The following is a 21,383-nucleotide window of genomic DNA, read 5'->3' as shown; positions in this document are numbered from 1 at the left end:
GCCACTTCACTTATGTGGCTTCTTTTAGAATAGATTGAAAGGAACATAAAATGAAAAACTCAAAATTGTATTATGGTGATACAGTTTTAAACTCAGATGATAAGAAGGTCCTCTTTGATACAGTGGATTTTGGTGGTGAAACTTATTTCAAAATCGAAAACTATGATCAAATGAACCCCTTCTTTATGACCATAGTAAGTCCGGTAGACTTCTGGACATTTGTATCTTCTACAGGTGGTATTACTGCTGGTAGAAAGAGTCCAGATCATGCATTTTTTCCTTATTATACAGATGATAAAATTCATGACAGTCATACCACAACAGGCTCTCATACAAGTATTATTGTAAGAGGGGATGATAAAAGCTTTATATGGAATCCCTTTAATATGGGACAGGTTAATCTTTACAAGATAAGTAGAAACATCTATAAGAATACCATGGGCAATAAACTTGTTTTTGAAGAAGTCAATCATGATTTAAGTTTAAGCTTTAGGTACACTTGGAAAACCAGTGATTTATACGGTCTTGTAAAAGAATCAGAGCTTGTCAATAATTCTGATGACAACATCAGTGTGGAGATTTTAGATGGTATCAGAAACATCTTACCTTATGGCGTTGATCAAATGTTGCAAATGTCTAAGAGTACCCTAGTAGATGGCTACAAGAGAAATGAGTTATTAGAGGATTCAGGCTTAGGTTTGTTTACTTTGAGTTCGATTATTACAGATAAGGCTGAGCCAAGTGAATCATTAAAATGTACAAGTGTTTGGTCAAAAGGTCTTATGAATCCAAAATACTTATTGTCAACGGTACAAGTAGATGGCTTCATGAAAGGGGATCAGATAGAAACAGAAAGAGACATTAAGGGACGTCGAGGTGGATTTTATGTTTCTGATTCATTAGACCTAGATGGTCAATCATCTAAAAAGTGGGTAATTGTTTCTGAACTTAACCAGTCTGCTTCAGATATAGAAAACTTGATCCATGAGCTTAAAGATGAGTGCATTCTTTCGAAATTATCTGAGGATATAAATAAAGGTGACCAAATTCTTAAAAACCTAGTATTTGAAGCGGATGGTCTACAAATAAGCAAGCATTCAAACAATGCTCATAGACATTTTTCAAACACACTTTATAACATCATGCGTGGTGGCATTTATGCGGATGCTTATAAAATTGATGTCAGTGATTTAAAGCTCTTTATCTCTAGCTGGAATAAAGATACTTACAATAAATATGTGGATTTCTTAGATGAATTAGGTTCTAACATAGACTATAAGGACCTGCTTATCCATGTGAAATCTCAGAAAGACTTGTCACTTGAACGATTAATTTACGAGTATTTACCTTTGACATATTCAAGACGTCATGGTGACCCAAGTAGACCTTGGAACAAGTTTAATATTGAAGTTACCAAAGAAAATGGGGATAAGAATCTTAATTATGAAGGTAATTGGAGAGATATTTTTCAGAACTGGGAGGCCTTATCTTTGTCCTATCCACTTTACTTGGGTGGTATTATCTCTAAGTTTGTAAATGCATCAACACCTGATGGTTACAATCCATATAGAATAACAAAAGACGGCATAGATTGGGAAGTATTAGACCCTGAAGATCCATGGTCAAATATTGGCTATTGGGGAGACCACCAGGTTATTTATCTTCAAAAGTTAATGGAACTTTCTAGAAGCTATAATTCTGATGAGTTAGATGAACTTCTTTCAAGTGAAATCTTTGCCTATGCCAATGTGCCTTATAGAATTAAAGGCTTTGAAGACCTGTTAGCTGATCCTAGAAATACAATTTTATTTGATGATATAAGTGCTGGTCAAATTGAAGAACGCGTAGAAAGCTTAGGTGCTGATGGCAAGTTGGTATTTGTAAATGATGACATTTATCAAGTTAACTTAATGGAAAAAATTCTAGTCATGCTACTGGCGAAACTATCGAATTATGTGCCTGAAGGTGGTATTTGGTTAAACACACAACGCCCAGAATGGAATGACGCCAACAACGCATTAGTTGGTGGCGGTGTCTCTATGGTTACCTTATATTACATGCACCGCATGGTAATGTTTATGTCACATATGGTTGAAAATAAATCGATGGATTTTTCAATTTCAAGTGAAGTAGTAACCATGTTTGAAAGAATATTTGAAGTTTTTAATGAGAATAGTAACCTACTTGGAAAAAACATGGATGACAATAAGCGCTTTGAAATTGTTAGAGCCCTTGGTAGTATTGGTCAAACATACAGAGAAAGCATCTATTCTGGGTTTTCTGGTCATAAGGCTACTTTATCATCAAAGTCGATAGAAAGTTTCTTTGAAGTGGTTGCAGAGCATTTAAAAGACACAATCAAAAAAAATAAAAGAGAAGATGGCTTATACCATGCTTATAACTTACTGGAATTTGAAGGTGAAACTTGTAAAACAACTTACTTGTACGAAATGCTTGAAGGTCAAGTTGCTGTCCTAAGTTCAAATGCCTTAAAAGCAGATGAAGCTTTAGATGTTATCAAACACCTAAAAAACAGCGATATCTATAGAGATGATCAAAATTCTTTTATGCTCTATCCGAATAGAGACCTTGCAAAGTTCTTAGATAAAAACATTATTCCTAAAGAAAAAGTCATGTCATCAAGTCTTTTGAAAACAGAAGTAGAAAAAGGTTTAAGTAGATTTGTTGAAAAAGATAGAAATGGTAATTATCATTTCAATGGACTCTTTAGAAATGGTGATGAACTGGTTGAGGCAATTATAGAAACGAATGAATACAGCGAAAATGATGCAAAAATGGTTGGTCTTCTGTTTAGCGACTTATTTGACCATCGTGCTTTTACTGGCCGTTCAGGCACATTTTATAAGTATGAAGGTTTAGGCTGCATATACTGGCATATGGTTTCAAAACTGGTTTTGGCATGTGGTGAGAACCAGGAGTTTGCTCAAAATCTAAAAGATAAGAAGGACTTATCAGCTTATTTCCATGACCTTAAAGCAGGCATTGGTGTTGATAAATCTCCTGAAGAGTATGGTGCATTTCCAACGGATGCCTATTCACATACCCCTGGTTTTGCTGGTGTTCAGCAGCCTGGTATGACAGGCCAGGTCAAAGAGGATATCTTATCTAGATTCAAGGAACTGGGTGTTCATGTAACGGGTGGTGAACTTAACTTTAATCCGACTTTACTATCAAGTACTGAGTTTTTAGACCAGGAAAAGAAATGGACCTTGCCAGAAAAAGAATTGCTTATGGAGAAAAATCAACTTGGCTTTACTGTTTGTACAGTACCTGTTGTTTATACCAAGAGTAATTATCAGTCTATCACAGTATGTTATCAAAATGGCGATAGATACACCTTTGAAAATACATCTAAATTGACTAGAGAAATTAGTCAAAGTGTATTTGAAAGAAAAAATACAATAGATAAAATACTGGTAAATGTTGATCAGTATAATCTAAGTGAATAATAGACAAACACCAATCTGTATAATCGATTGGTGTTTGTTGTTTCAGTATAAATAACTGTTAAACTTTTTTTCAAGCTCTAGTAGAGGAAGGACAAAGTCATCTGATATTTCAAGATGCATCATCCTAAAATAGATGCTTCTTAAGAAGTGTTTGACATTCACTTTTGCACTAGACCTATGCATCTTATCTTCTATTTCAAAAACACGATTGAAGCCTTGAAGCCAACTTGAAAAGATGACTGGTGTAATCATACTTTCTCCAATGTACTCATACACAATATTTGTTGCTAGTCTTTCATCTTCTTCTCGTGATAATGGTGTTTTGATTCTTAATATATTGTTTTGAATGGTTGATAAGACAGCCATACACATGTCAGTTGGATTTTCTAAACCCAAAGTGTAAAAGAAATTTGTGTCGCTCCAATGTGCAAAGGCATGGGCCCATCCATGTATATCATCGTAACCTCTAAAGTCATTTTCCTTGTTGATATAATCAATCATTTTATTTCTAAAAGCATCCATTTGATCTTCAGATAAAAAAGGTTCTTCTTCATGAACGCATAATATAGGATTGAGTGTTAAAGTAGAGAATGTTCTTCTGTATACAGATGTTTCATCCTTCTTGTCAATGTTATAAAAGATGTAGTTGTCGGACAATAAATCATCAAACATACGACTGAGTGTATCTTTATCAAGTTCTCTGTTGATCTCTATCCAGTGAAGCAGCGTCGGATAAATCAAGTCATCTCTTAAAACAGGGTCTGGATCACCAATGTGTAACATCATGGCTTTGATGTATTCATCTTTATTACCTTGTAGCTTGTAGTCATTTTTCTTAATGTCGAGTAAATCTTTTTTCAATAGTTTTCTTTCCATATGTTCCTCCTAAATGTTATAGTTTACGACCTTTAGGAAATAGAGTAAGGCATACCTGTACCTCCTTAGTTAGTATATAAATAATCTAGCATAAGTTATTATAAGGATACATAACATTTTGTACTCATCTATGTTAAGTAAATATTTCACCTGACAACAGGAATAAACAGTAGATAAATGTTAAGAAATAAAGCAACGTTTTCCTAAAGTTCTTGAAGGATTTTATTGACTATGAGTATGCTTGATGCTATACTACACTCGAATTGAAGAGGGGATGGAGTTCCCCAATAAGTGCTTAAATGCTAATGACTCCTACAAAAAATTCGGAAGGATTTTTTGTAGGAGTTTTTTGTTTTTGGGTTTCTTATAAGAGTTAGAAGGGAGTTATTATGTTACTGAGTTTGGCATTGATTTTAATTATAGGCTACATGTTGAGTGGTGTTTTCACTAGGCTTAATCTTCCAGGTTTTCTTGGAATGATTATCACTGGTATTGTTTTAGGACCTCATGTATTGAATCTTATATCAAGGAGTATTCTTGAAATATCACATGAGTTAAGAGAGATTGCTTTAGTTGTTATACTTGCAAGGGCAGGCTTGTCCTTGGATTTAAAAGACTTGAGAAAAGTCGGTAGACCTGCCATTTTAATGTGTTTCATTCCTGCCACATTTGAGATAATAGCGGTCGTTATATTTGCACCATTACTATTAGGCATAAGTGTTTTAGAAGCTGCTATTTTAGGTACAGTGCTAGCAGCGGTTTCTCCAGCAGTCGTTGTGCCTAAGATGATTAAGTTGATGGAATCTGGCTATGGTAAAAAACACAGCATTCCGCAACTTATTATGGCAGGTTCATCAGTGGATGATATATTCGTCATTGTGTTATTCACTTCATTTTTAGGCATGTATCAAGGGGGACATTTTGATATGATGACACTAATCAATGTACCAATTTCCATTGGTCTAGGCGTAGGTTTAGGTTATGTATCTGGCCTAGTGATGTCGATTGTATTTGATCATTTAAAAGTTAGAGATACGGTGAAGATTTTAATGATACTATCTGTATCATTCTTGTTTGTCAGTCTGGAAACAGCCTTAAAGGGTCTGGTTCCTATTTCAGGCTTACTAGCGGTGATGACGCTTGGTATTGCCATGCTTAAACACAATGAAACAAGAGGCAAGAGAATGGCTCATAGATTTTCTAAAGTTTGGGTACTAGCAGAGCTTCTCTTATTTGTACTGGTAGGAGCAGCAGTGGATATCAGATATGTGGCTTCAGCAGGCTTGTTTGCCTTACTTTTACTTGTTATAGAGTTGGTGTTTAGAATGATAGGTGTACAGCTTTGTCTAATTAAGACGCCTTTAGATATCAAAGAAAGACTCTTTGCATCTGTTGCCTATTTGCCAAAAGCTACTGTTCAGGCGGCTATTGGAGCCATGCCTCTTGCAGCAGGTGTTGAATCTGGAAACACAATACTGGCCGTTGCTGTTTTAACCATTTTAGTAACAGCTCCACTTGGCGCTATAGGAATTGATAAACTTACAGAACCATGTTTGAATAAAGGATAGTGTATAGGTTTTGAAAAAATCAATTAGAATGTCGAATAGATTTAATTTGAAATTGATGAAATCTCATTGATGCTTGTTACATTTGATTCATGATTTTCTTTATTACCTTTTGAACTTAAAAGATGTTTTTTCAAAAGCATTTTCTTTCTCACTAATCTATTTGCCGATATTTCTTATCCTGGGATAAGTCAATCATATCAAAATCCGAAAAACTTATAAGACATTTTATGTTAAATGATTAGTTGAGCTATGAATGATTAACTTCCCTGATTTTAAAGAAGTTTATGTGTATGTTGACCAAGCTAGTAGACAATGATACAATCAATGTGATAATTGTTATCAAGGAGGTTAAATGGCTTGTTCTAAAAGAAAGAATATGGAGACCTTTTATGGTCAAGTTATAAATATAATTAAACATGATGAAACAACTTTTAGTTTTGATATTGAAACAGAAGAAATAAGTAAATGGACGCCGGGTGAGCATACATTTCTTATAGTAAGAGTAGGCGAAAAAGAGGTTGGTAAAAAGCTGTCTATAGCATCTTCACCTCATGAGGGTTTTCTGCGTTTTACAACTCGTGTAACAGAACCTAGAAGCGACTATAAAGAAGTGCTTGTAAATCTTGTAAAAGGTGAGTATGTAAAGCTTGGCAAACCAGAAGGTGTTTTGAAGTTAAGAAGAGAACTTAGGCCATTAGTTCTTCTTTCTGAAGGCATTGGTATTGCACCCATGCGGGCTATGGTTTCATCTTATGTAGACAATCAAAACCATATCAGTGAAATGATTCAGCTAAGTTTAGATGAAATCGGTGATATATATAAGGAAGAGTTTGATCTGTACAAATCAGACTTGAAGCACTTTTCGTCTTATTACTTATCAAGTAAAGCTGGGTATTTTGACATGCTCCACCATGAACTTAGGATGTTGATGAAAAGACAAGATCTAGAACCCATCATATATTTAACTGGAACAGATGATTTTGTTGATGAAAATGTTATTAGACTTAAGGCTTTAGGGTTTTTAGATATTATCAAGGACGATCCCAAAGCTGGTTGTAATGGATGTGGCTCACATTAGAAGTATTCAAACGAATGCTTCTTTTTTGTTAAATTTTTATTTAGCGTCATTTTCTGTATTCGGGGTAACTATCTAACATAGTGAACATTCTAGTTTATACAACTTAAGGGGGATGACATGAAGCTTAAGAATAAGGTTTTAATACCGGTCTTATTGATATTACTGATTGCTATTGTAGGTTTAGGTGGTATCATCTTCTTCCAGATAGAAAACAAGTTGGTTTTGGGATTGATTGAAGAACAAATGGAAAGCCAACTAGATAATATCGAAGAAAGTATCAACACAAGAAGAGAAGTAGAAGCAACGTTTTTTCATACTTTAGATGAAAAAAACTTAGATTTGGCAAAAGCTGTAGCAGAGGCAATTAAATACGGTCCTGAGGCATTAGAACTAAATAATATGATTGCCATAGCAGATAGTATAGGTGTGGATGAAATCCATGTGATGAACAGTGATGGTGTTTTAACAAATGGTAACATCGAAGGCTTTTATGGCTTTGATTTTAACACATCTGATCAAACCAAACCCTTCTTAGATTTAATTGGATCTGAAAATGGTAGATTGGCTCAGGCACCATCTGAAAGAGGGACCGATGCCGTCTTGTTCCAGTATATTGGTGTTTCAAGACTTGACCAGCCTGGTATTGTTCAAATTGGACTTGCACCAAGTTATATTGATGAACTAAGAGAGATTATTGGCCTTCAAGGCTTGATTGAGGGGATTAAAGTTGGTAAAAGTGGTTATGCCTATGTCGTGGATAAGAGCGGCTTGACACTCTTTCATAAAACTCCAGCAAATGTAGGTTTAGATGTAAATGAGATTCCGGTTCTAAAACCATTATTTGAATCTAACACAGGATTTTTCGATTATGTCTATGAAGGCAATAAAATATATGCTTCATTTAGAACTGTAGGAGATTGGAAGATTGTAGCGACTGTTCCTGAAGCAGATTTTGCTGGATCTGTTCAAAGTATTATGACCAATATTATGATTTTTATGGCAGCGATACTTATAGCTGTGGCAATCAGTATCACAGTCATCACAGGCTTAATATTTAGACCAATTACCACCTTATCTAAAAACATGGAATATGCAGGTAATGGTGATTTAAGTGTTAGAATGTCAATCAAGTCTAAAGATGAACTGGGTATCCTTGCTAATAGTTTTAATAAGATGCTTTCAGATATCCAATCACTTATCAAACAGACCCATACTTTAGCAGATGATATTACTGAATCTACTGTAGAGATCCAAAATATTATTGACAATGTCACTGAATCTAATGCACAGATTTCTGCTTCTGTAGAAGAAATATCTATAGGGGCCACTTCACAAGCCCAATCATCTAGTGATTCAGTAGGGGCTATGAATAATCTGTCAGAGCATATTGACATGGCAGCAGAAGGATTAAATAAAACCATTCATTTAACAGAAGATGTTAATGTTAGCAGTCTAAAGAGTGAGTCTTCATTAAAGACACTTAGAATTAACTTTGAAGATAATGTTTCGGCGACAAGAGTTGTTACGGAAAGTGTCGATGAGTTGGCTAAAAAATCATCAACCATTAGTGAGATTATTACAACCATCAGAAATATTTCAGATCAAACAAACTTGTTGGCTTTAAATGCAGCCATTGAAGCTGCTAGAGCTGGTGAACAAGGAAGAGGTTTTGCTGTAGTTGCAGATGAAATTAGAAAACTGGCTGAGCAGTCTTCAGATTCTGCTGAAGAAATAAACTCCATTATATCTGAGATTGTTGAACTGGTAACCAGTACCAACGAAACAATCAGAGGTACCAATACAGCTGTTGAAAAAGTAAATGATTCTGTTTCGGAAACACAGTCTATATTTGAAGAAATCAATGATGCCATAGAAAAAGTATCAGGATTTGTTACAGATCTAGGCACCCAGTTTGAGGAAGTCAATCACATTAAAAATGAGGTGTTAACTGAAATCGAATCTATTTCAGGCGTTTCAGAAGAAACCGCTGCAGGTTCTGAGGAAATCAGTGCATCCACTGTTGAGCAAACAGAAAATCTCAGGAGTATCAGTAGAAAAATTGCTGAAAATAGAAAGCAATTAGATGAATTAAACTCTTCCTTAGCTATCTTTAAGCTTTAGAAAATAGTAAGACCAGTTTCCAAAGGATGCTGGTCTTTTTTTAGCGAACTTATTCATAAGCTGCATAAATCCTCAGCTTTTCAGGAGCTTTAATACAGATGTCAAACCGATTAGAACAATCGAGCACACCTTCTTTTTCCAGTTGACTGAGTACCTTTGTTACAGTTACGCGGTGTAAAGAGGTCATCGAGGCAATTTCTGTATGAGTCAGTTCTAGATGGATATGTGTTTCATTCCCGAGCTTTTTTCCGTATTTTTCTGAGAATGGATAGAGCAGTCTGCAGACATTAGTAATAGGCTTTAAGTAAGCGCTCGTTTCCAGCTGATGAACAAGAACTCTTATCCGTTTTGACATAGATGTCAGCATTTCTTCAGCTAATTCTGGATGTTTTTTTATTATCTCTTGAAAGGTAACTCTATTAAACTCATAAACTTCACAATCCTCATTTGCTATGATAGATGCGTTGGTCGGATGGTGATGAAAAAAACTCACATCATTTAGAATATTACCGGCAAGTGTATACCAGAGTGTTTTTTCCTTACCTTCAGCAGTTACTAATTGAACTTTAACTTGGCCCTTGCTTAAGTAATAAAAAGCATCTGACGCTTGACCTTGACGTGAAAGATAAGCCCCTTTTTTAATTGTCTTTTGGTCTGCAAAATGTAAGAGGCTCTGTAGAACCGGCAAATCATCTACATGATCAATCCACTGCAGTGTAGAAATTGTATCAATATCAAAACCTTTCATTAAAACCCCTTTCATTCTTTGATGTAGCCACAGTTACAGAAATCCTAATTGGACTCATGATAAATTTATCATAAGAGGCATCTTATAACAAGTTAAGAAAACCAGCTTGGAATGAGAAGTTAGCAGATGGAGGGAATCGTATGAAAAATCAAACAAAAGTAGTTTTATTGGGAACCGGTACGCCTAATCCTGTACCTGAAAGATCAGGCCCTTGTGTGGCAGTGGTTGTGAATGACCAATCCTATTTAGTAGACTTTGGACCTGGTCTGGTCCGACAAGCTCAAAAAGCTTATAGAATGGGCATTGATGGTCTTCAAGCTAGAAAGCTTACAAGAGCTTTTTTAACGCACTTGCACTCAGACCATACAGTAGGCTATGCCGATCTAATCTATACACCTTGGGTTATGACCAGAGATCAGCCTTTACAAGTATTTGGTCCTAAAGGTTTGAAAAAGATGACAGAACATATTCTAGCCGCTTATGAAGTGGATATTCATGCAAGAAAATATGGGCTTGAAAAAGCTAATCAAGAAGGTATTGAGGTTGTAGCGAATGAAATCTCAGAAGGGCTTATATACAAGGATGACCTGGTAAGTGTAGAGGCATTTTTAGTTGACCATCCACCATTTGAATCATATGGCTATAAGTTTACAACCCCTGATAAGATTGTGGTTATTTCTGGTGATACTTGTCCATGCGACAATTTAGTCAAGCATGCGAAAGAATGTGATATTTTGGTCCATGAGGTTTATTCAAGTCAAGGGATTAAAGGTAGGACACCTCAGTGGCAAAAATACCATACAAGAGTCCATACTTCCAGCTATGATCTAGGAAAAATTGCAAGTGAGGTTCAGCCTGGTCTTTTAGTTTTATACCATCAACTCTTTATGGTGACAAGAGATGAGGCAACAGACGAATCAGCTATAAAAAAGAGAACTCATGAGATGATTGATGAAATCAAAGTCCACTTCACAGGGCACGTTGTGTCAGGAAATGATATGGATGTATTTGATTAAGCCTCACAGTCTGGATTTATTCAGACTTTTTCTTATATTGTGAAGACCCCTAATTGTTGATTTTCCAATTACTAGGGAGCGGTTTGAATGTCAATAGTTTAATAATAAAAGTTTCTGATACTTGGACCTCTAATTATATAATATTTCGATTTCTACATGTCTTTTCAGTATGCTATACTTCATGAGTCATATGTATTAATTAGGAGGAGTAATATGAAGAAGAATTGGGTCGTAGTTTTATTGGTTGTTACCTTAATTACAACAATGATGGGTTGTAATTCTAATGAAGCTAATAACACATCAAGTGAAGAAGTGGTTACTGAAACAAGTGAAGCTGCAGTTAAAGAAACAGAAGAAGTATCTTCTTATGTAGATGATTCTTATCTAGTAAGTGCAGACTACTTATTGGAAAACTTAAATAATGATAATATTTTACTTTTAGATGCAAGAGGGGACAAGGCATATGCTGATGGACATATTCCTGGTGCTATTGCTGTTTCATGGCCTGCATTTGCCAATGTAGGAGGTGCACCTGGCGAAGCTGGTTGGGGTGTTGTTTTAGACAGCCAAACACTTTCTGAAAAATTATCAACCATTGGCGTTGATATGAATAAAGAAATCATTGTTTATGCTGATACTCAAAATGGTTGGGGTGAAGATGGTAGAATCGTCTGGATGTTAAGAATGGCTGGTATTGAGAATTCTAAAATCCTAGATGGTGGTTATAACTACTGGACTTCTATGAAACATGAGACAACAAAAGAAGCGACACAGCCAGTAGAAAGTGACTTTGTTGTAGAAGCTTTAGATGAGACTTTAACAATTGGCACTGAGGAGCTAGCAAGTAGAAATGGTGACTTTGTTATCTTAGATACAAGAGAGCAAAATGAGTTCGATGGTGATGCTAACTTTGGTGAAAAAAGAGGTGGTCACCTTCCAAATGCAAGACTGCTTACTTTCAATACTTTACTAAATGAAGATGGTACATTTAAGACCGGTCAAGAGTTAGAAGCAATATTCTTAGAAGCTGGTTTAAATAAAGATGACGAGATTGTTACTTACTGCACAGCAGGTATCCGTTCTGCTCATGCACAAATTGCACTAAAAATGATGGGTTATGAAAATGTTAGAAATTACGATGCATCATTTTATGAGTATGCTGCAAATGAAGCTCTACCATTAGAAAGTAAAATTCTAGTGAAGGGTGATTTCAGATACTATACAGCTGATCAGTTAAAAGAAAACTTAGAAAACGAATCACCACTGGTATTATTAGATATTCAAGTTGAAGAAGAATTTGATGCACACCATATCAAAGGTGCTTTAGCAACCTATGCTTATCCAGTAAAGTCTGATGAAGACAAGGCAAAAGTTGATGGTGCATTAGAATCTATTCAAGCGACAAACAGTAAAGTTGTTATCGTATGTCCGAGAGGCGGCGGTGGTGCTGAAAGAACTTACAACTACCTACTTGAAAAAGGTATAGAAGAAGATAGATTATTCATTTTAGAAAACGGACAAGAGGGCTGGCCTTTTGCTGAACTACTAAACTAATCCTGTAAAATCCTTTCAGCTGAAAGGATTTTATTTCTTTCTGGAGGCATATTTATGAAGAATTTAAACAAATATCTAATTTTGAATTTTATAGTACCCATTCTAGTCATTCTTGTACTTTTTATGATAGAACCGGTTAGAACATCGTTTAAACAGGCGATCTTCATCCTGAGTTCTTTAAATGTAGATATTGTAAGAGGTTATATTTTGTCTTATGGTATTTTAGCGCCAGTGGTTTCTTTTTTACTAATGGTATTTCAATCCATAGCGGCACCACTACCAGCTTTTATGATTACTTTCGCCAATGCAGGTTTATTTGGTTGGGTCAAGGGGGCCATATTGTCTTGGACGTCTTCTATGGCGGGAGCCGCTTTGTGTTTTTACTTGGCTAAGTACTTTGGTCGCGGACTGGTTGAAAAGCTAACCAGTAAGCTAGCCCTAGAATCTATTGACAACTTCTTTGATAAATACGGTAATTATGCAGTATTAATCGCAAGGCTATTGCCTTTTATGTCATTTGACATTGTGTCTTATGCTGCTGGTCTTACTTCAATGAGTTTCTGGAAGTTCTTTATTGCAACAGGTATTGGTCAATTACCGGCAACCCTTGTTTATTCTTATGTAGGTGGTATGTTGGTTGGTGGTACAAAAATGTTGGTCTTTGGCTTGTTGATTCTTTTTGCATTGACGACAATGATCTTCTTGTTTAAAAGAATCTACAGTGATAAACAAAAGAAGGAAACACAGGTCCAAGATTAGTTAAATAGTTTCTTACCTATAAATATGTTATGATAAGTTAATCGGTTTATATTGCAGAGGTATTTTATGAAAAAAATTATATTAATGGTTATGATACTGACTTTCTTGGTTTCATGCCAAAGTGAAAAACAAACAAGTTTCGAGGATTATTCTGATTGGGACCAAGTTCTTCAAGAAGGGCAGGGACAAACTGTCACGATTTTGATGTGGGGTGGCAATGAAAGTATCAATCAATACATGGACGGATATGTCAGTGATCATTTAAAGGAAATGTATGACATTACACTCAACCGCGTACCGATGAATGCACCGGAATATTTGAACAAACTGCTTAACGAAAAGAAGTCAGGTGTAGAAATAGGGACTGCTGATCTACTTTGGATCAATGCTGAAAACTTTAAGACGGCCAAGCAAGGTGGTTTGCTTTCAGGTCCATTTACACATTTACTGCCAAACTTAAATACTTATTATGATCAAAATGCAAGTGACTTATCCTATGATTCGGGGATTGCCATCGAAGGTTATGAAGGCATTTGGGGTCGTGCACAGCTGGTTTTTACAGGTGATGACTTAAAGATTAAATCTTATGCAGAACTATTGGATTATGCAAAGTCACATCCTGGTCGAATCACTTACCCAAGAATACCAGATGATTTTGTAGGTGTTGCCTTTTTTAGAAATGCCTATTATGAGTTAACAGGGGAAACAGATATTTTTCAGACAGACATGACACGAGATGAATTTGAAATTTTATCTCAATCTGTCATTGACTACTTTAAGGACTTGCATACATATATGTGGAACCAGGGGCAAGTATTGCCTGCTTCACAGGCTCAACTCGATGAACTATTTAGGAATGGTGAAGTTGATATGACCATGGGATTTGAAATTGGTAAAACAGCAGGCCTTGTTGCTTCAGGTGTTTACGATGAAAGTGTTAAACCATTTGTCTTTGAAACAGGTACCATAGGTAATTCGCACTACTTGGCTGTACCTTATAATTCACCAGAAAAGGCTGGTGCTTTACTTGTTATAGACTTTCTAGAGAGTCCTCCAGCTCAAGTAGAAAAAATGAAGTCAGATGTATGGGGTGATATGCCTGCATTCGATACAAGTAAAGTTGATGATCATGTTCTTGAAGCTTTGAATCAAATAGAGTCTAAACCAGGTAGTCTGACTTTAGAAACTTTAACGGAACATAGAAATCCAGAAATGAAAGCCATTTATGTGGAATGGATAAAGGAAATATGGATAGAAGAATTCGCACAATAGCCTTATTGACACCTATCAGTCTACTTTATGTGGTCTTGATAGGTGGCGGGCTTTTTATGGTCTTAAGAGAAAGTTTAGGTTATATCCCTAACTTAGGTTTTAATCAGGTCACATTTGAATATTACAGACAAGCCTTTTTAGTTAAAGGCTTTTATTCTAGTATCTTGATTTCACTTCTTTGTGCAGGTATTTCATCATCGCTGTCTATGATCATTGGAACAAGTCTGGCCTATAGACTTTCGAGGACTAAGCATCAGGCTTTAAAGAAGGTGACAAACAAGCTGATGAGAATTGGTATGATTATGCCTTATCTTTATATGGTTTTCTTTGTAGTAATGTTCTTCTCTCAATCAGGTCTTCTGTCGAGAATTTTACATGTCTTTTTAAGTCAGTCTACAAACGACTTTCCTAACTTTATTTATGGTGTAGGTGGTGTCATACTGGTATTTACTTTAAAAGGCATTCCTTTTGTCATGATGCTAGTAGTGAATGTTATGTCAAATATCTCCTCAGAATATGATCATGTTGCCCTTACTTTAGGGAGTCATTCCCATCATTTATTCAGAAAAATCTATTTGCCCTTATCTAGAGATACCATTGTTTGGGCTGGCATGGTTTTGTTTGCCTATGATTTGGGATCCTTTGAGGTACCTTATATATTGAGTAATATGAGGAGTCAAACTTTTTCTGTAAAGTTATATAGCTTCTATTTAAGTCCAAATATCAGTGACATCCCTGTTACCATGGCCATGACAGTGATACTCTTTCTTGTCGGTCTGATAAGTGTTGTTATTTTTGCACTGTTCTTTAGAAATCTCATAAGGAGGCTTGGATGAAAAAATATCTAGTATGGGCTGTGATTTTAATACCGATTATCATGATGACCTTGTTATCAGTGTTTTCTTATTATAAGTTTCCGCAAGTGTTACCGAGTAATTTTACACTGGATTATTGGCATGACGTCCTTATAAAAAATCCTCTTTTTTATAAGGGGTTATTCTCGAGCATAGTCATTGGGTTATCAACGTCTCTAATGAGTACTATTATTGGTTTTCTTACAGGTCGAGCCCTTGTTTATCATCTAGGAGGTTTTTCAAAAGGCCTTGCCTTGTTGATTTCAATGCCTTTATTAATACCAGGAATGATTCTTTTTATGGGCATGCATCAAGTGATCTTGATAACACCGTTTAAAAATACCATGCTGGGCATCGTGCTGGTTCATACAGTTATTACTTTACCCTATACAACTAATATAGCCATCGCCTATTTTACTGGTATACCAAAGGCATATGAAATGATTTCTAGCACACTGGGAGCTGGTTATCATCAAACATTTTTAAGGATTACTTTACCTCTTTTGAAGCCAGGACTTTCACTTTCCTTAGTCATCAGCTTCTTAATATCTAATACAGAGTATTTTTCAACATTTTTAATAGGAGGAGGAAAAGTGATTTCTTTATCCATGGTCATGTTTCCCTATATTAACAATGCAGATTATGGCCACAGCGCGGTTATGGGCATCATCTTTTTAGGAATACACTTATTCTTGTTTCTAATTGTAGATAGATTAAGTAGAAAAAGTAGTCAAGTATTATTTGGAGGCAATTAATGGACTTATCAATAAAAAAATTAAATGTGTCATTTGATGAAAGGATCATTCATGATTTAGATCTTCATGTTACTAATGGTGAGTTTTGTACCATCGTTGGTAAATCTGGTTCTGGTAAAAGTACCATACTTAATAGCATTGCTGGTCTTTTGGACATTGAAGCTTCTGAAATGACACTCAATGGAAATAGCATTATGGATTTACCTGTTAATGAAAGAGAAATAGCCTTTGTCTTTCAAAAGCCTTTGCTATTTCCTCATATGACGGTCTATAAAAACATTGCCTATAGTTTAGAAATAAGAAAATGGCCTAAAGCTGATATTGATGAAAGGGTTGAAGAACTCTTGGATTTACTAGAACTTAAGGGATTAAAAAAACGTCTTCCAAGTGAATTGTCAGGTGGGCAACAACAGCGTGTTTCTATCGCTCGTGCCATTGCCTTTGAGCCGAGAATTCTCTTGATGGATGAACCCTTTTCAAGTTTGGATCCTAATCTAAGAGAAAACCTTGGAAGATTCATCAAGAAACTTCAGAAGCGCTTAAAACTGACTGTTTTATTTGTGACCCATTCTCCCATGGAGGCTTTAAGACTATCTGATCGTATAGCCTTTATTTCAAATGGCAGCTTGATTCAATATGCCACACCGAATGAAATTTATTTTGAGCCAGTCACTAGAGAAGTTGGTGACTTCTTTGGATCGGGTAACTGGCTTGAAAAAGAGGAGGTTCAGGCCTTACTTCCAAATGAAGATGCAGACGCTGTTTTCATAAGACCTCAAAAGATACATATGTCAGCTGGGGGTGATTTTGAAGTGGTCTCGTCTGAGAGGCTTGGCAAGTCCTATCTGGTAAGATTGAGAGGAAAAGGATTTGAGCTTATGGCTGAATCATTTAAAGACATGTCGGACCATGAAAACCTTGATATAGAAATCATAAAATACCATACTTATAAAGACCTATAATCCTCGTGATTGTAGGTTTAATTTTTTTCTTGAAAAAAATTTTATATCATAATAGACTGACCTTAATCAATGTTGGTTAAATAATTTAAGGAGAAATGGGTCTGCGCAGGTACTCAAGTGAGAAAATGAAGAATAACTTAGAACATTTAAAAGGTCTTATAGAAAGAGACTATAAGAACATGATGGGGATATGTATTTTAAAAGGGAATAATCTTGTTTATGAAGCATATTTTAATGGTTTTACAAGACATGACACCCTTCACATAGCATCGGTCACAAAGTCTATTACTTCAATTCTAGTAGGTATTGCTATTGATAGGGGCTTTATAAAAAGCGTGGAGGACTATGTACTGGACTATTTTCCTGATTATCATCTTAAAAGAGGTGAGAAGACCATAAAAGAAGTAAAAATCAAACATCTCTTAAGCATGACAGCTCCCTATAAGTACAGGTCTGAACCTTATACAAAAGTTTATTCTAGTAACGACTGGACAAAAGCCGCACTTGATCTTTTGGGTGGTAGAAGCGAGATTGGCAATTTTAAATACTCTACTGTCGGTATGCAGATACTGTCTGCTATTCTTGTAAAGGCTTGTGGGCAGTCTCTTTGGAAGTTTGCAAAGGAAAATCTCTTTGACCCACTGGAGATTATGGTGCCTAGTAGCTTGTATCTAGAAAACAAAGACCAGCACTTGGCCTTTTTGAAAGACAAGAAAGCTTCTGGATGGGTTGTGGATCCTAAAGGTATTCATACTGGTGGATGGGGATTGGCTCTTAAGACCTCAGATTTATTAAAGATTGGAAAGATGTGTCTTGATGGTGGCTATTATAATAAAAAGAGGGTTGTTTCTAAAGAATGGTTATGTAAAAGTACTCAAATACATAGTCGTTTCGAAGACAAAGCCTATGGTTATCTTTGGTGGCTTCTTGAAGGCGGCTATGCTGCTATAGGTGATGGTGGCAACATCATCTATGTATGTCCAGCAAAAAAGATCGTAGTTTCCATAACTTCTAGTTTTAAGCCGCGTGCAAAAGATCGGATAGAGTTTATTTATAAGGATATTTTACCATATCTATAAGAAAAGCCCTACATAAGTAGGGCTACTGATACTATTCTTTGACACTCTTGTCATAAATGAACTTTTCCCATTCATTCTTAAAACTTTTTCTTTCTGAAGAAATACTGATTTCACTTTTGCCGGATAGAAGCACATAGAAAAGTGCAAAACCTCCAAGAAAAGATGTAAAAACACCAGTAAATGCGGCACCAAATCCATAGAAAAAGCTAACGCTTCTAGAAAACTTGTAAAGCAAAAATACTGAAAGTATGGATGCAAATAAGCCAAATATAGTTGTCAGCTCTTGTCCTAAAAACAGGTCAACACCTTCTTGTTCTAAAAGATAAATAGCTGAATCCCTTATAACATTTTTTTCTTCCATTTTTTCAAATATGATATCATTGGTCTCTTTGATTCGATAAACGTTGTAGCTGTGTATAGAACCGATAATGATTGCTAAAACAATATTGATGACAATAGTTATCTTAGCCAACTTTGATAGTCTTTTGTTCATGATTACCTCCTAACGTATCTCTACGTTTTATCTGTTTCCCCCCATATTAAGTTGAATGAAAATTCAAAATTCAACGTAATAATTCATTATAGCATAGCTAGAAGGGAATTTGCATGATGTTAAAAAAATGTAAGGACTTGGATTTTGATAAAACTTGTGAAATATATATCATCTGATTAAGCTCTCTGATTTCGAGTATCTATATAATAGAGACAGTTTGGAGGAGTGTATGAAACATTCATTTTCAATAAGGACAGCTTTGCTTCTTCTAGTATTAATTATCATCATCATATTGGCCATCACTTTTTCATTTTTAGTAGATCGGACTTACAATACTTTGGTCTTAGAACATGGTGAATCTTTGATGTCTGCTATGGAGAAATCTGCAAATGACGATTTGTCTGATTTACTAATGGATCCTCAGTTGGCAAATGGTTTGTTGGCTGGATTACTAGAGCATGATAAATATTATGATCATGAAGATTATCAAGTATTAGAACCCTTGATCTTAGACTTCATGAAAAGAGTAACTGACAGCTTGCCGCAAGTAAGTGCAGTTGGCTATGGTGATGCAAAAAAGAACTATATTGGCTACCGTCTGAATGAAGATTTGACATATGGTTTGATGGTTAAAGATAAATATACAGAAGCCTTGCTGAACATATACACAGGAGAAACAAGAGCGTCAGATGTCATTGCCTCTTATGAGAACTATGACCCTACAAGTAGGCCTTGGTATATGCCAGTCCTTAATAATCCTGTTGCTCAGTGGTCTCAAGTTTATGTCAATTATGATGAAATTCAAAATACTACCATTACATCAATTATTCCTATTTTAGATGAAAAATCCAACGTCATGGGTGTTTCGGGGTTAGACGTGAATTTAAATAGCATCAATACTTTTTTAAGAGGTATAACTGAAAAAAATAAAGGTGTGCTTTATCTAGTTGACAGAGAGTTTAAGGTAATAGCCCATTCAACTGATGAAGTTCTCTTGACCTTAACTGGTGAGGATCCTCCACTTACAGAATTTGCTTATGCTGTAGATAGTGAGAACATATTGATCTCAAAGTCTGCTGGCTATTTGTCTGAAAAGAAACTCCTTAATTCTGTTCAGCAAGTAAATTTTGAAGATACTAGTATCTATACCATGTTGACCTCGATTGATCCGAGGATTGGTCTTGACTGGTACTTTGTTGTTGCTGTACCGGAAGATGATTTGATTGGGACCATCCAGTCTGAGTTTTATGCCATGAGAATGGCCGTCATAATAATTGGCATTGTAGGACTTTTAATAGGTGGATTTTTAGTAAACATTCTTATTTCATCGATCTTGAAGCTTGAGAAGAACCTTGCAACAGTTGATATGGACCATATGACAAAAGAAGTATTTTCACCCGGTAGGTTTGATTTTATAGAGGTATACAATCTTAAAATGGCCTACATGGGCATGATGGAACAGTTGAGTGATTCGTTCAAATCTTTAAATCATAGTAGAAACCGCTATAGATCTTTAATAGAAAATTCAGATGCTATTGTATTTTCTATGACGACGGATGGGATTGTCTTGACCTACAATTCTCATTTAGTCGAGTATATAGATGATAAAAGACATACTTTAGTAGGCGCATCCTTTTATGATTTGATTTCAGAAGACACCAATAGGAAGACTTGGGAAGGAATCATAAATGAAGTTGTTTCTTCTGGTCAAGCATATGATGGGACTTATGAGTATTATGACGCCATAAATAAGAGAAGTGTCTTCAAAATGAAGATCATTCCTGTAAAAAATGGAGATAGGGTCAATATGCTTATAGCGACTCTTGTGAACATCATCGAACTTATTGAGGCTCAAGAAGCGGTAGAAGAACTTATGTTAAAGGAAAAAGAAGAATTAGAACTTTTGGTACAAGAGCGTACCAAAGCCTTAGAACAGGCAATGGAGGAGTTGGTTCAGAAAGAAAAATTGGCTTCTTTAGGGAGTTTGGTTTCAGGCATCAGTCATGAAATAAATACACCATTAGGTGTTGCCGTATCAGTAAGTTCATTTTTAAAGACAAAGGCAAAAGAAGGAAAAGACAAACTCTTAAATGCTGAAATGACCAAATCTCAGTTTGAAAAGTATATTGAGCAGCTTGTAGAGTCTACAGACATAATTGAAGAAAATCTAGTCAGAGCCAATGATTTGATTAAAAGCTTTAAACAGATTTCTGTTGATAAGACATACGCCCATACCATTAATTTTAATGTAGCTCTTACTATTGAATCAACCATTAAAAGTCTCCATCATGAGTTGAAGCAAAATGGTCATGAGATCATCGTTGAATGTCCTGATGAGATAAGCATGTTTGGCGATCCGGGTTCCTTTTCTCAAGTGATAACCAATCTGGTTCTCAATAGCATCCTTCATGGCTATGATGGACAAGAAGGTCTCATGCGTATTGAGGTAGAAAGTGATGAAAATGAGCTGACCATGACTTATTTGGATAATGGTGTAGGTATTGAGGAAGAAAATTTAACTAAAATATTTGATCCATTTTTTACGACCAACCGAAAAAAAGGTGGTTCAGGATTGGGACTCAACATTGTTTATAATATAGTCACTGTTCAGTTTGGAGGTTCTATACATGTGGAATCTGATAAGTCAGGGACTAAGTTTATTTTCAAGTTTCCTCACCAGTCATAAATAGTCCGTATCATCAGATGCGGATTTTTTATGAAGATATTTCAAAATATACATATCTTATTTAGTAAGTTACTATAAATGTTCGGGTTTTG

16 protein-coding genes and 1 riboswitch are annotated in these 21,383 nt (G+C 35.6%); of the genes, 13 read left to right on the top strand and 3 right to left on the bottom strand.

The genetic code is table 11. The features are described 5' to 3' along the window. Positions 1–50: 50 nt before the first annotated feature. Positions 51–3,470: a hypothetical protein gene (locus tag EZV73_RS20600; RefSeq protein ID WP_240842317.1), complete on the top strand. Its 3,420-nt coding sequence runs from the start codon at positions 51–53 to the stop codon at positions 3,468–3,470. Between the two features lie 42 nt (positions 3,471–3,512). Here the strand turns inward: EZV73_RS20600 and EZV73_RS20595 are convergent, their stop codons facing one another. Further along, positions 3,513–4,346: a DUF2785 domain-containing protein gene (locus tag EZV73_RS20595; protein ID WP_240842316.1), complete on the bottom strand. Its 834-nt coding sequence runs from the start codon at positions 4,344–4,346 to the stop codon at positions 3,513–3,515. 261 nt (positions 4,347–4,607) lie between these two features. Further along, a riboswitch (Fluoride riboswitch) is annotated at positions 4,608–4,668 on the top strand. 67 nt (positions 4,669–4,735) lie between these two features. Between EZV73_RS20595 and EZV73_RS20590 the strand changes: the two genes are divergently transcribed. From EZV73_RS20590 to EZV73_RS20580, 3 genes are all read left to right on the top strand, one after another. Continuing rightward, the gene (locus EZV73_RS20590) at positions 4,736–5,914 is read left to right on the top strand and encodes a sodium:proton antiporter (RefSeq protein ID WP_240842315.1); all 1,179 of its coding nucleotides are present in this window, start codon (positions 4,736–4,738) and stop codon (positions 5,912–5,914) included. A gap of 352 nt (positions 5,915–6,266) precedes the next feature. Further along, on the top strand, positions 6,267–6,992 hold the full coding sequence (locus tag EZV73_RS20585) for a ferredoxin--NADP reductase (protein WP_240842314.1): 726 nt from the start codon (positions 6,267–6,269) through the stop codon (positions 6,990–6,992). Positions 6,993–7,109: 117 nt separating this feature from the next. Then, the gene (locus tag EZV73_RS20580; protein WP_240842313.1) at positions 7,110–9,113 is read left to right on the top strand and encodes a methyl-accepting chemotaxis protein; all 2,004 of its coding nucleotides are present in this window, start codon (positions 7,110–7,112) and stop codon (positions 9,111–9,113) included. Between the two features lie 49 nt (positions 9,114–9,162). Here EZV73_RS20580 and EZV73_RS20575 read toward each other — a convergent pair whose 3' ends face one another. Beyond that, on the bottom strand, positions 9,163–9,861 hold the full coding sequence (locus EZV73_RS20575) for a Crp/Fnr family transcriptional regulator (protein ID WP_240842312.1): 699 nt from the start codon (positions 9,859–9,861) through the stop codon (positions 9,163–9,165). Positions 9,862–10,001: 140 nt separating this feature from the next. Between EZV73_RS20575 and EZV73_RS20570 the strand changes: the two genes are divergently transcribed. The 8 genes from EZV73_RS20570 to EZV73_RS20535 all read left to right on the top strand — a co-directional run bounded on the left by EZV73_RS20570 (position 10,002) and on the right by EZV73_RS20535 (position 18,112). Next, positions 10,002–10,877 carry an MBL fold metallo-hydrolase gene (locus EZV73_RS20570; protein ID WP_240842311.1) on the top strand — a complete coding sequence of 292 codons (876 nt, stop codon included), beginning with the start codon at positions 10,002–10,004 and terminating at the stop codon, positions 10,875–10,877. 213 nt (positions 10,878–11,090) lie between these two features. After that, positions 11,091–12,431 (top strand): rhodanese-like domain-containing protein, encoded by a 1,341-nt coding sequence (locus tag EZV73_RS20565; protein WP_240842310.1) that lies wholly within the window; start codon positions 11,091–11,093, stop codon positions 12,429–12,431. A gap of 54 nt (positions 12,432–12,485) precedes the next feature. Further along, positions 12,486–13,190 carry a TVP38/TMEM64 family protein gene (locus EZV73_RS20560; protein ID WP_240842309.1) on the top strand — a complete coding sequence of 235 codons (705 nt, stop codon included), beginning with the start codon at positions 12,486–12,488 and terminating at the stop codon, positions 13,188–13,190. Positions 13,191–13,256: 66 nt separating this feature from the next. Further along, positions 13,257–14,462 (top strand): ABC transporter substrate-binding protein, encoded by a 1,206-nt coding sequence (locus EZV73_RS20555; protein WP_240842308.1) that lies wholly within the window; start codon positions 13,257–13,259, stop codon positions 14,460–14,462. Beyond that, positions 14,438–15,298, top strand: a complete 861-nt coding sequence (locus EZV73_RS20550; protein WP_240842307.1) for an ABC transporter permease — start codon at positions 14,438–14,440, stop codon at positions 15,296–15,298. The genes EZV73_RS20555 and EZV73_RS20550 overlap by 25 nt, the downstream gene beginning before the upstream one ends. Beyond that, on the top strand, positions 15,295–16,071 hold the full coding sequence (locus EZV73_RS20545; protein ID WP_240842306.1) for an ABC transporter permease: 777 nt from the start codon (positions 15,295–15,297) through the stop codon (positions 16,069–16,071). The genes EZV73_RS20550 and EZV73_RS20545 overlap by 4 nt, the downstream gene beginning before the upstream one ends. Next, positions 16,071–17,033 carry an ABC transporter ATP-binding protein gene (locus EZV73_RS20540; protein ID WP_240842305.1) on the top strand — a complete coding sequence of 321 codons (963 nt, stop codon included), beginning with the start codon at positions 16,071–16,073 and terminating at the stop codon, positions 17,031–17,033. The genes EZV73_RS20545 and EZV73_RS20540 overlap by 1 nt, the downstream gene beginning before the upstream one ends. A 125-nt stretch (positions 17,034–17,158) precedes the next feature. Further along, positions 17,159–18,112, top strand: coding sequence for a serine hydrolase (locus tag EZV73_RS20535; protein ID WP_240842304.1), 954 nt, complete (start codon positions 17,159–17,161; stop codon positions 18,110–18,112). Between the two features lie 31 nt (positions 18,113–18,143). On the opposite strand, the gene EZV73_RS20530 is transcribed toward EZV73_RS20535, so the two are convergent. Then, complete coding sequence (locus EZV73_RS20530; protein ID WP_240842303.1) at positions 18,144–18,605, bottom strand: hypothetical protein; 462 nt, start codon at positions 18,603–18,605, stop codon at positions 18,144–18,146. A 229-nt stretch (positions 18,606–18,834) separates the two neighbouring features. Between EZV73_RS20530 and EZV73_RS20525 the strand changes: the two genes are divergently transcribed. Further along, positions 18,835–21,291, top strand: coding sequence for an ATP-binding protein (locus tag EZV73_RS20525; RefSeq protein ID WP_240842302.1), 2,457 nt, complete (start codon positions 18,835–18,837; stop codon positions 21,289–21,291). Positions 21,292–21,383 lie beyond the last annotated feature (92 nt).

Source organism: Acidaminobacter sp. JC074, assembly GCF_022496765.1.
Taxonomy (GTDB): domain Bacteria; phylum Bacillota; class Clostridia; order Peptostreptococcales; family Acidaminobacteraceae; genus JABXKX01.
Note: the sequence above shows the minus strand (reverse complement) of the source record. Positions and strands in the feature narration are given on the sequence as shown.

What these genes read in the sequence shown, in the direction of transcription:
- EZV73_RS20600 (WP_240842317.1), top strand. Translation starts at nt 51, where the DNA reads ATGAAAAACTCAAAATTGTATTATGGTGATACAGTTTTAAACTCAGAT.
- EZV73_RS20595 (WP_240842316.1), bottom strand. Translation starts at nt 4,346, where the DNA reads ATGGAAAGAAAACTATTGAAAAAAGATTTACTCGACATTAAGAAAAAT.
- EZV73_RS20590 (WP_240842315.1), top strand. Translation starts at nt 4,736, where the DNA reads ATGTTACTGAGTTTGGCATTGATTTTAATTATAGGCTACATGTTGAGT.
- EZV73_RS20585 (WP_240842314.1), top strand. Translation starts at nt 6,267, where the DNA reads ATGGCTTGTTCTAAAAGAAAGAATATGGAGACCTTTTATGGTCAAGTT.
- EZV73_RS20580 (WP_240842313.1), top strand. Translation starts at nt 7,110, where the DNA reads ATGAAGCTTAAGAATAAGGTTTTAATACCGGTCTTATTGATATTACTG.
- EZV73_RS20575 (WP_240842312.1), bottom strand. Translation starts at nt 9,861, where the DNA reads ATGAAAGGTTTTGATATTGATACAATTTCTACACTGCAGTGGATTGAT.
- EZV73_RS20570 (WP_240842311.1), top strand. Translation starts at nt 10,002, where the DNA reads ATGAAAAATCAAACAAAAGTAGTTTTATTGGGAACCGGTACGCCTAAT.
- EZV73_RS20565 (WP_240842310.1), top strand. Translation starts at nt 11,091, where the DNA reads ATGAAGAAGAATTGGGTCGTAGTTTTATTGGTTGTTACCTTAATTACA.
- EZV73_RS20560 (WP_240842309.1), top strand. Translation starts at nt 12,486, where the DNA reads ATGAAGAATTTAAACAAATATCTAATTTTGAATTTTATAGTACCCATT.
- EZV73_RS20555 (WP_240842308.1), top strand. Translation starts at nt 13,257, where the DNA reads ATGAAAAAAATTATATTAATGGTTATGATACTGACTTTCTTGGTTTCA.
- EZV73_RS20550 (WP_240842307.1), top strand. Translation starts at nt 14,438, where the DNA reads ATGGATAGAAGAATTCGCACAATAGCCTTATTGACACCTATCAGTCTA.
- EZV73_RS20545 (WP_240842306.1), top strand. Translation starts at nt 15,295, where the DNA reads ATGAAAAAATATCTAGTATGGGCTGTGATTTTAATACCGATTATCATG.
- EZV73_RS20540 (WP_240842305.1), top strand. Translation starts at nt 16,071, where the DNA reads ATGGACTTATCAATAAAAAAATTAAATGTGTCATTTGATGAAAGGATC.
- EZV73_RS20535 (WP_240842304.1), top strand. Translation starts at nt 17,159, where the DNA reads ATGAAGAATAACTTAGAACATTTAAAAGGTCTTATAGAAAGAGACTAT.
- EZV73_RS20530 (WP_240842303.1), bottom strand. Translation starts at nt 18,605, where the DNA reads ATGAACAAAAGACTATCAAAGTTGGCTAAGATAACTATTGTCATCAAT.
- EZV73_RS20525 (WP_240842302.1), top strand. Translation starts at nt 18,835, where the DNA reads ATGAAACATTCATTTTCAATAAGGACAGCTTTGCTTCTTCTAGTATTA.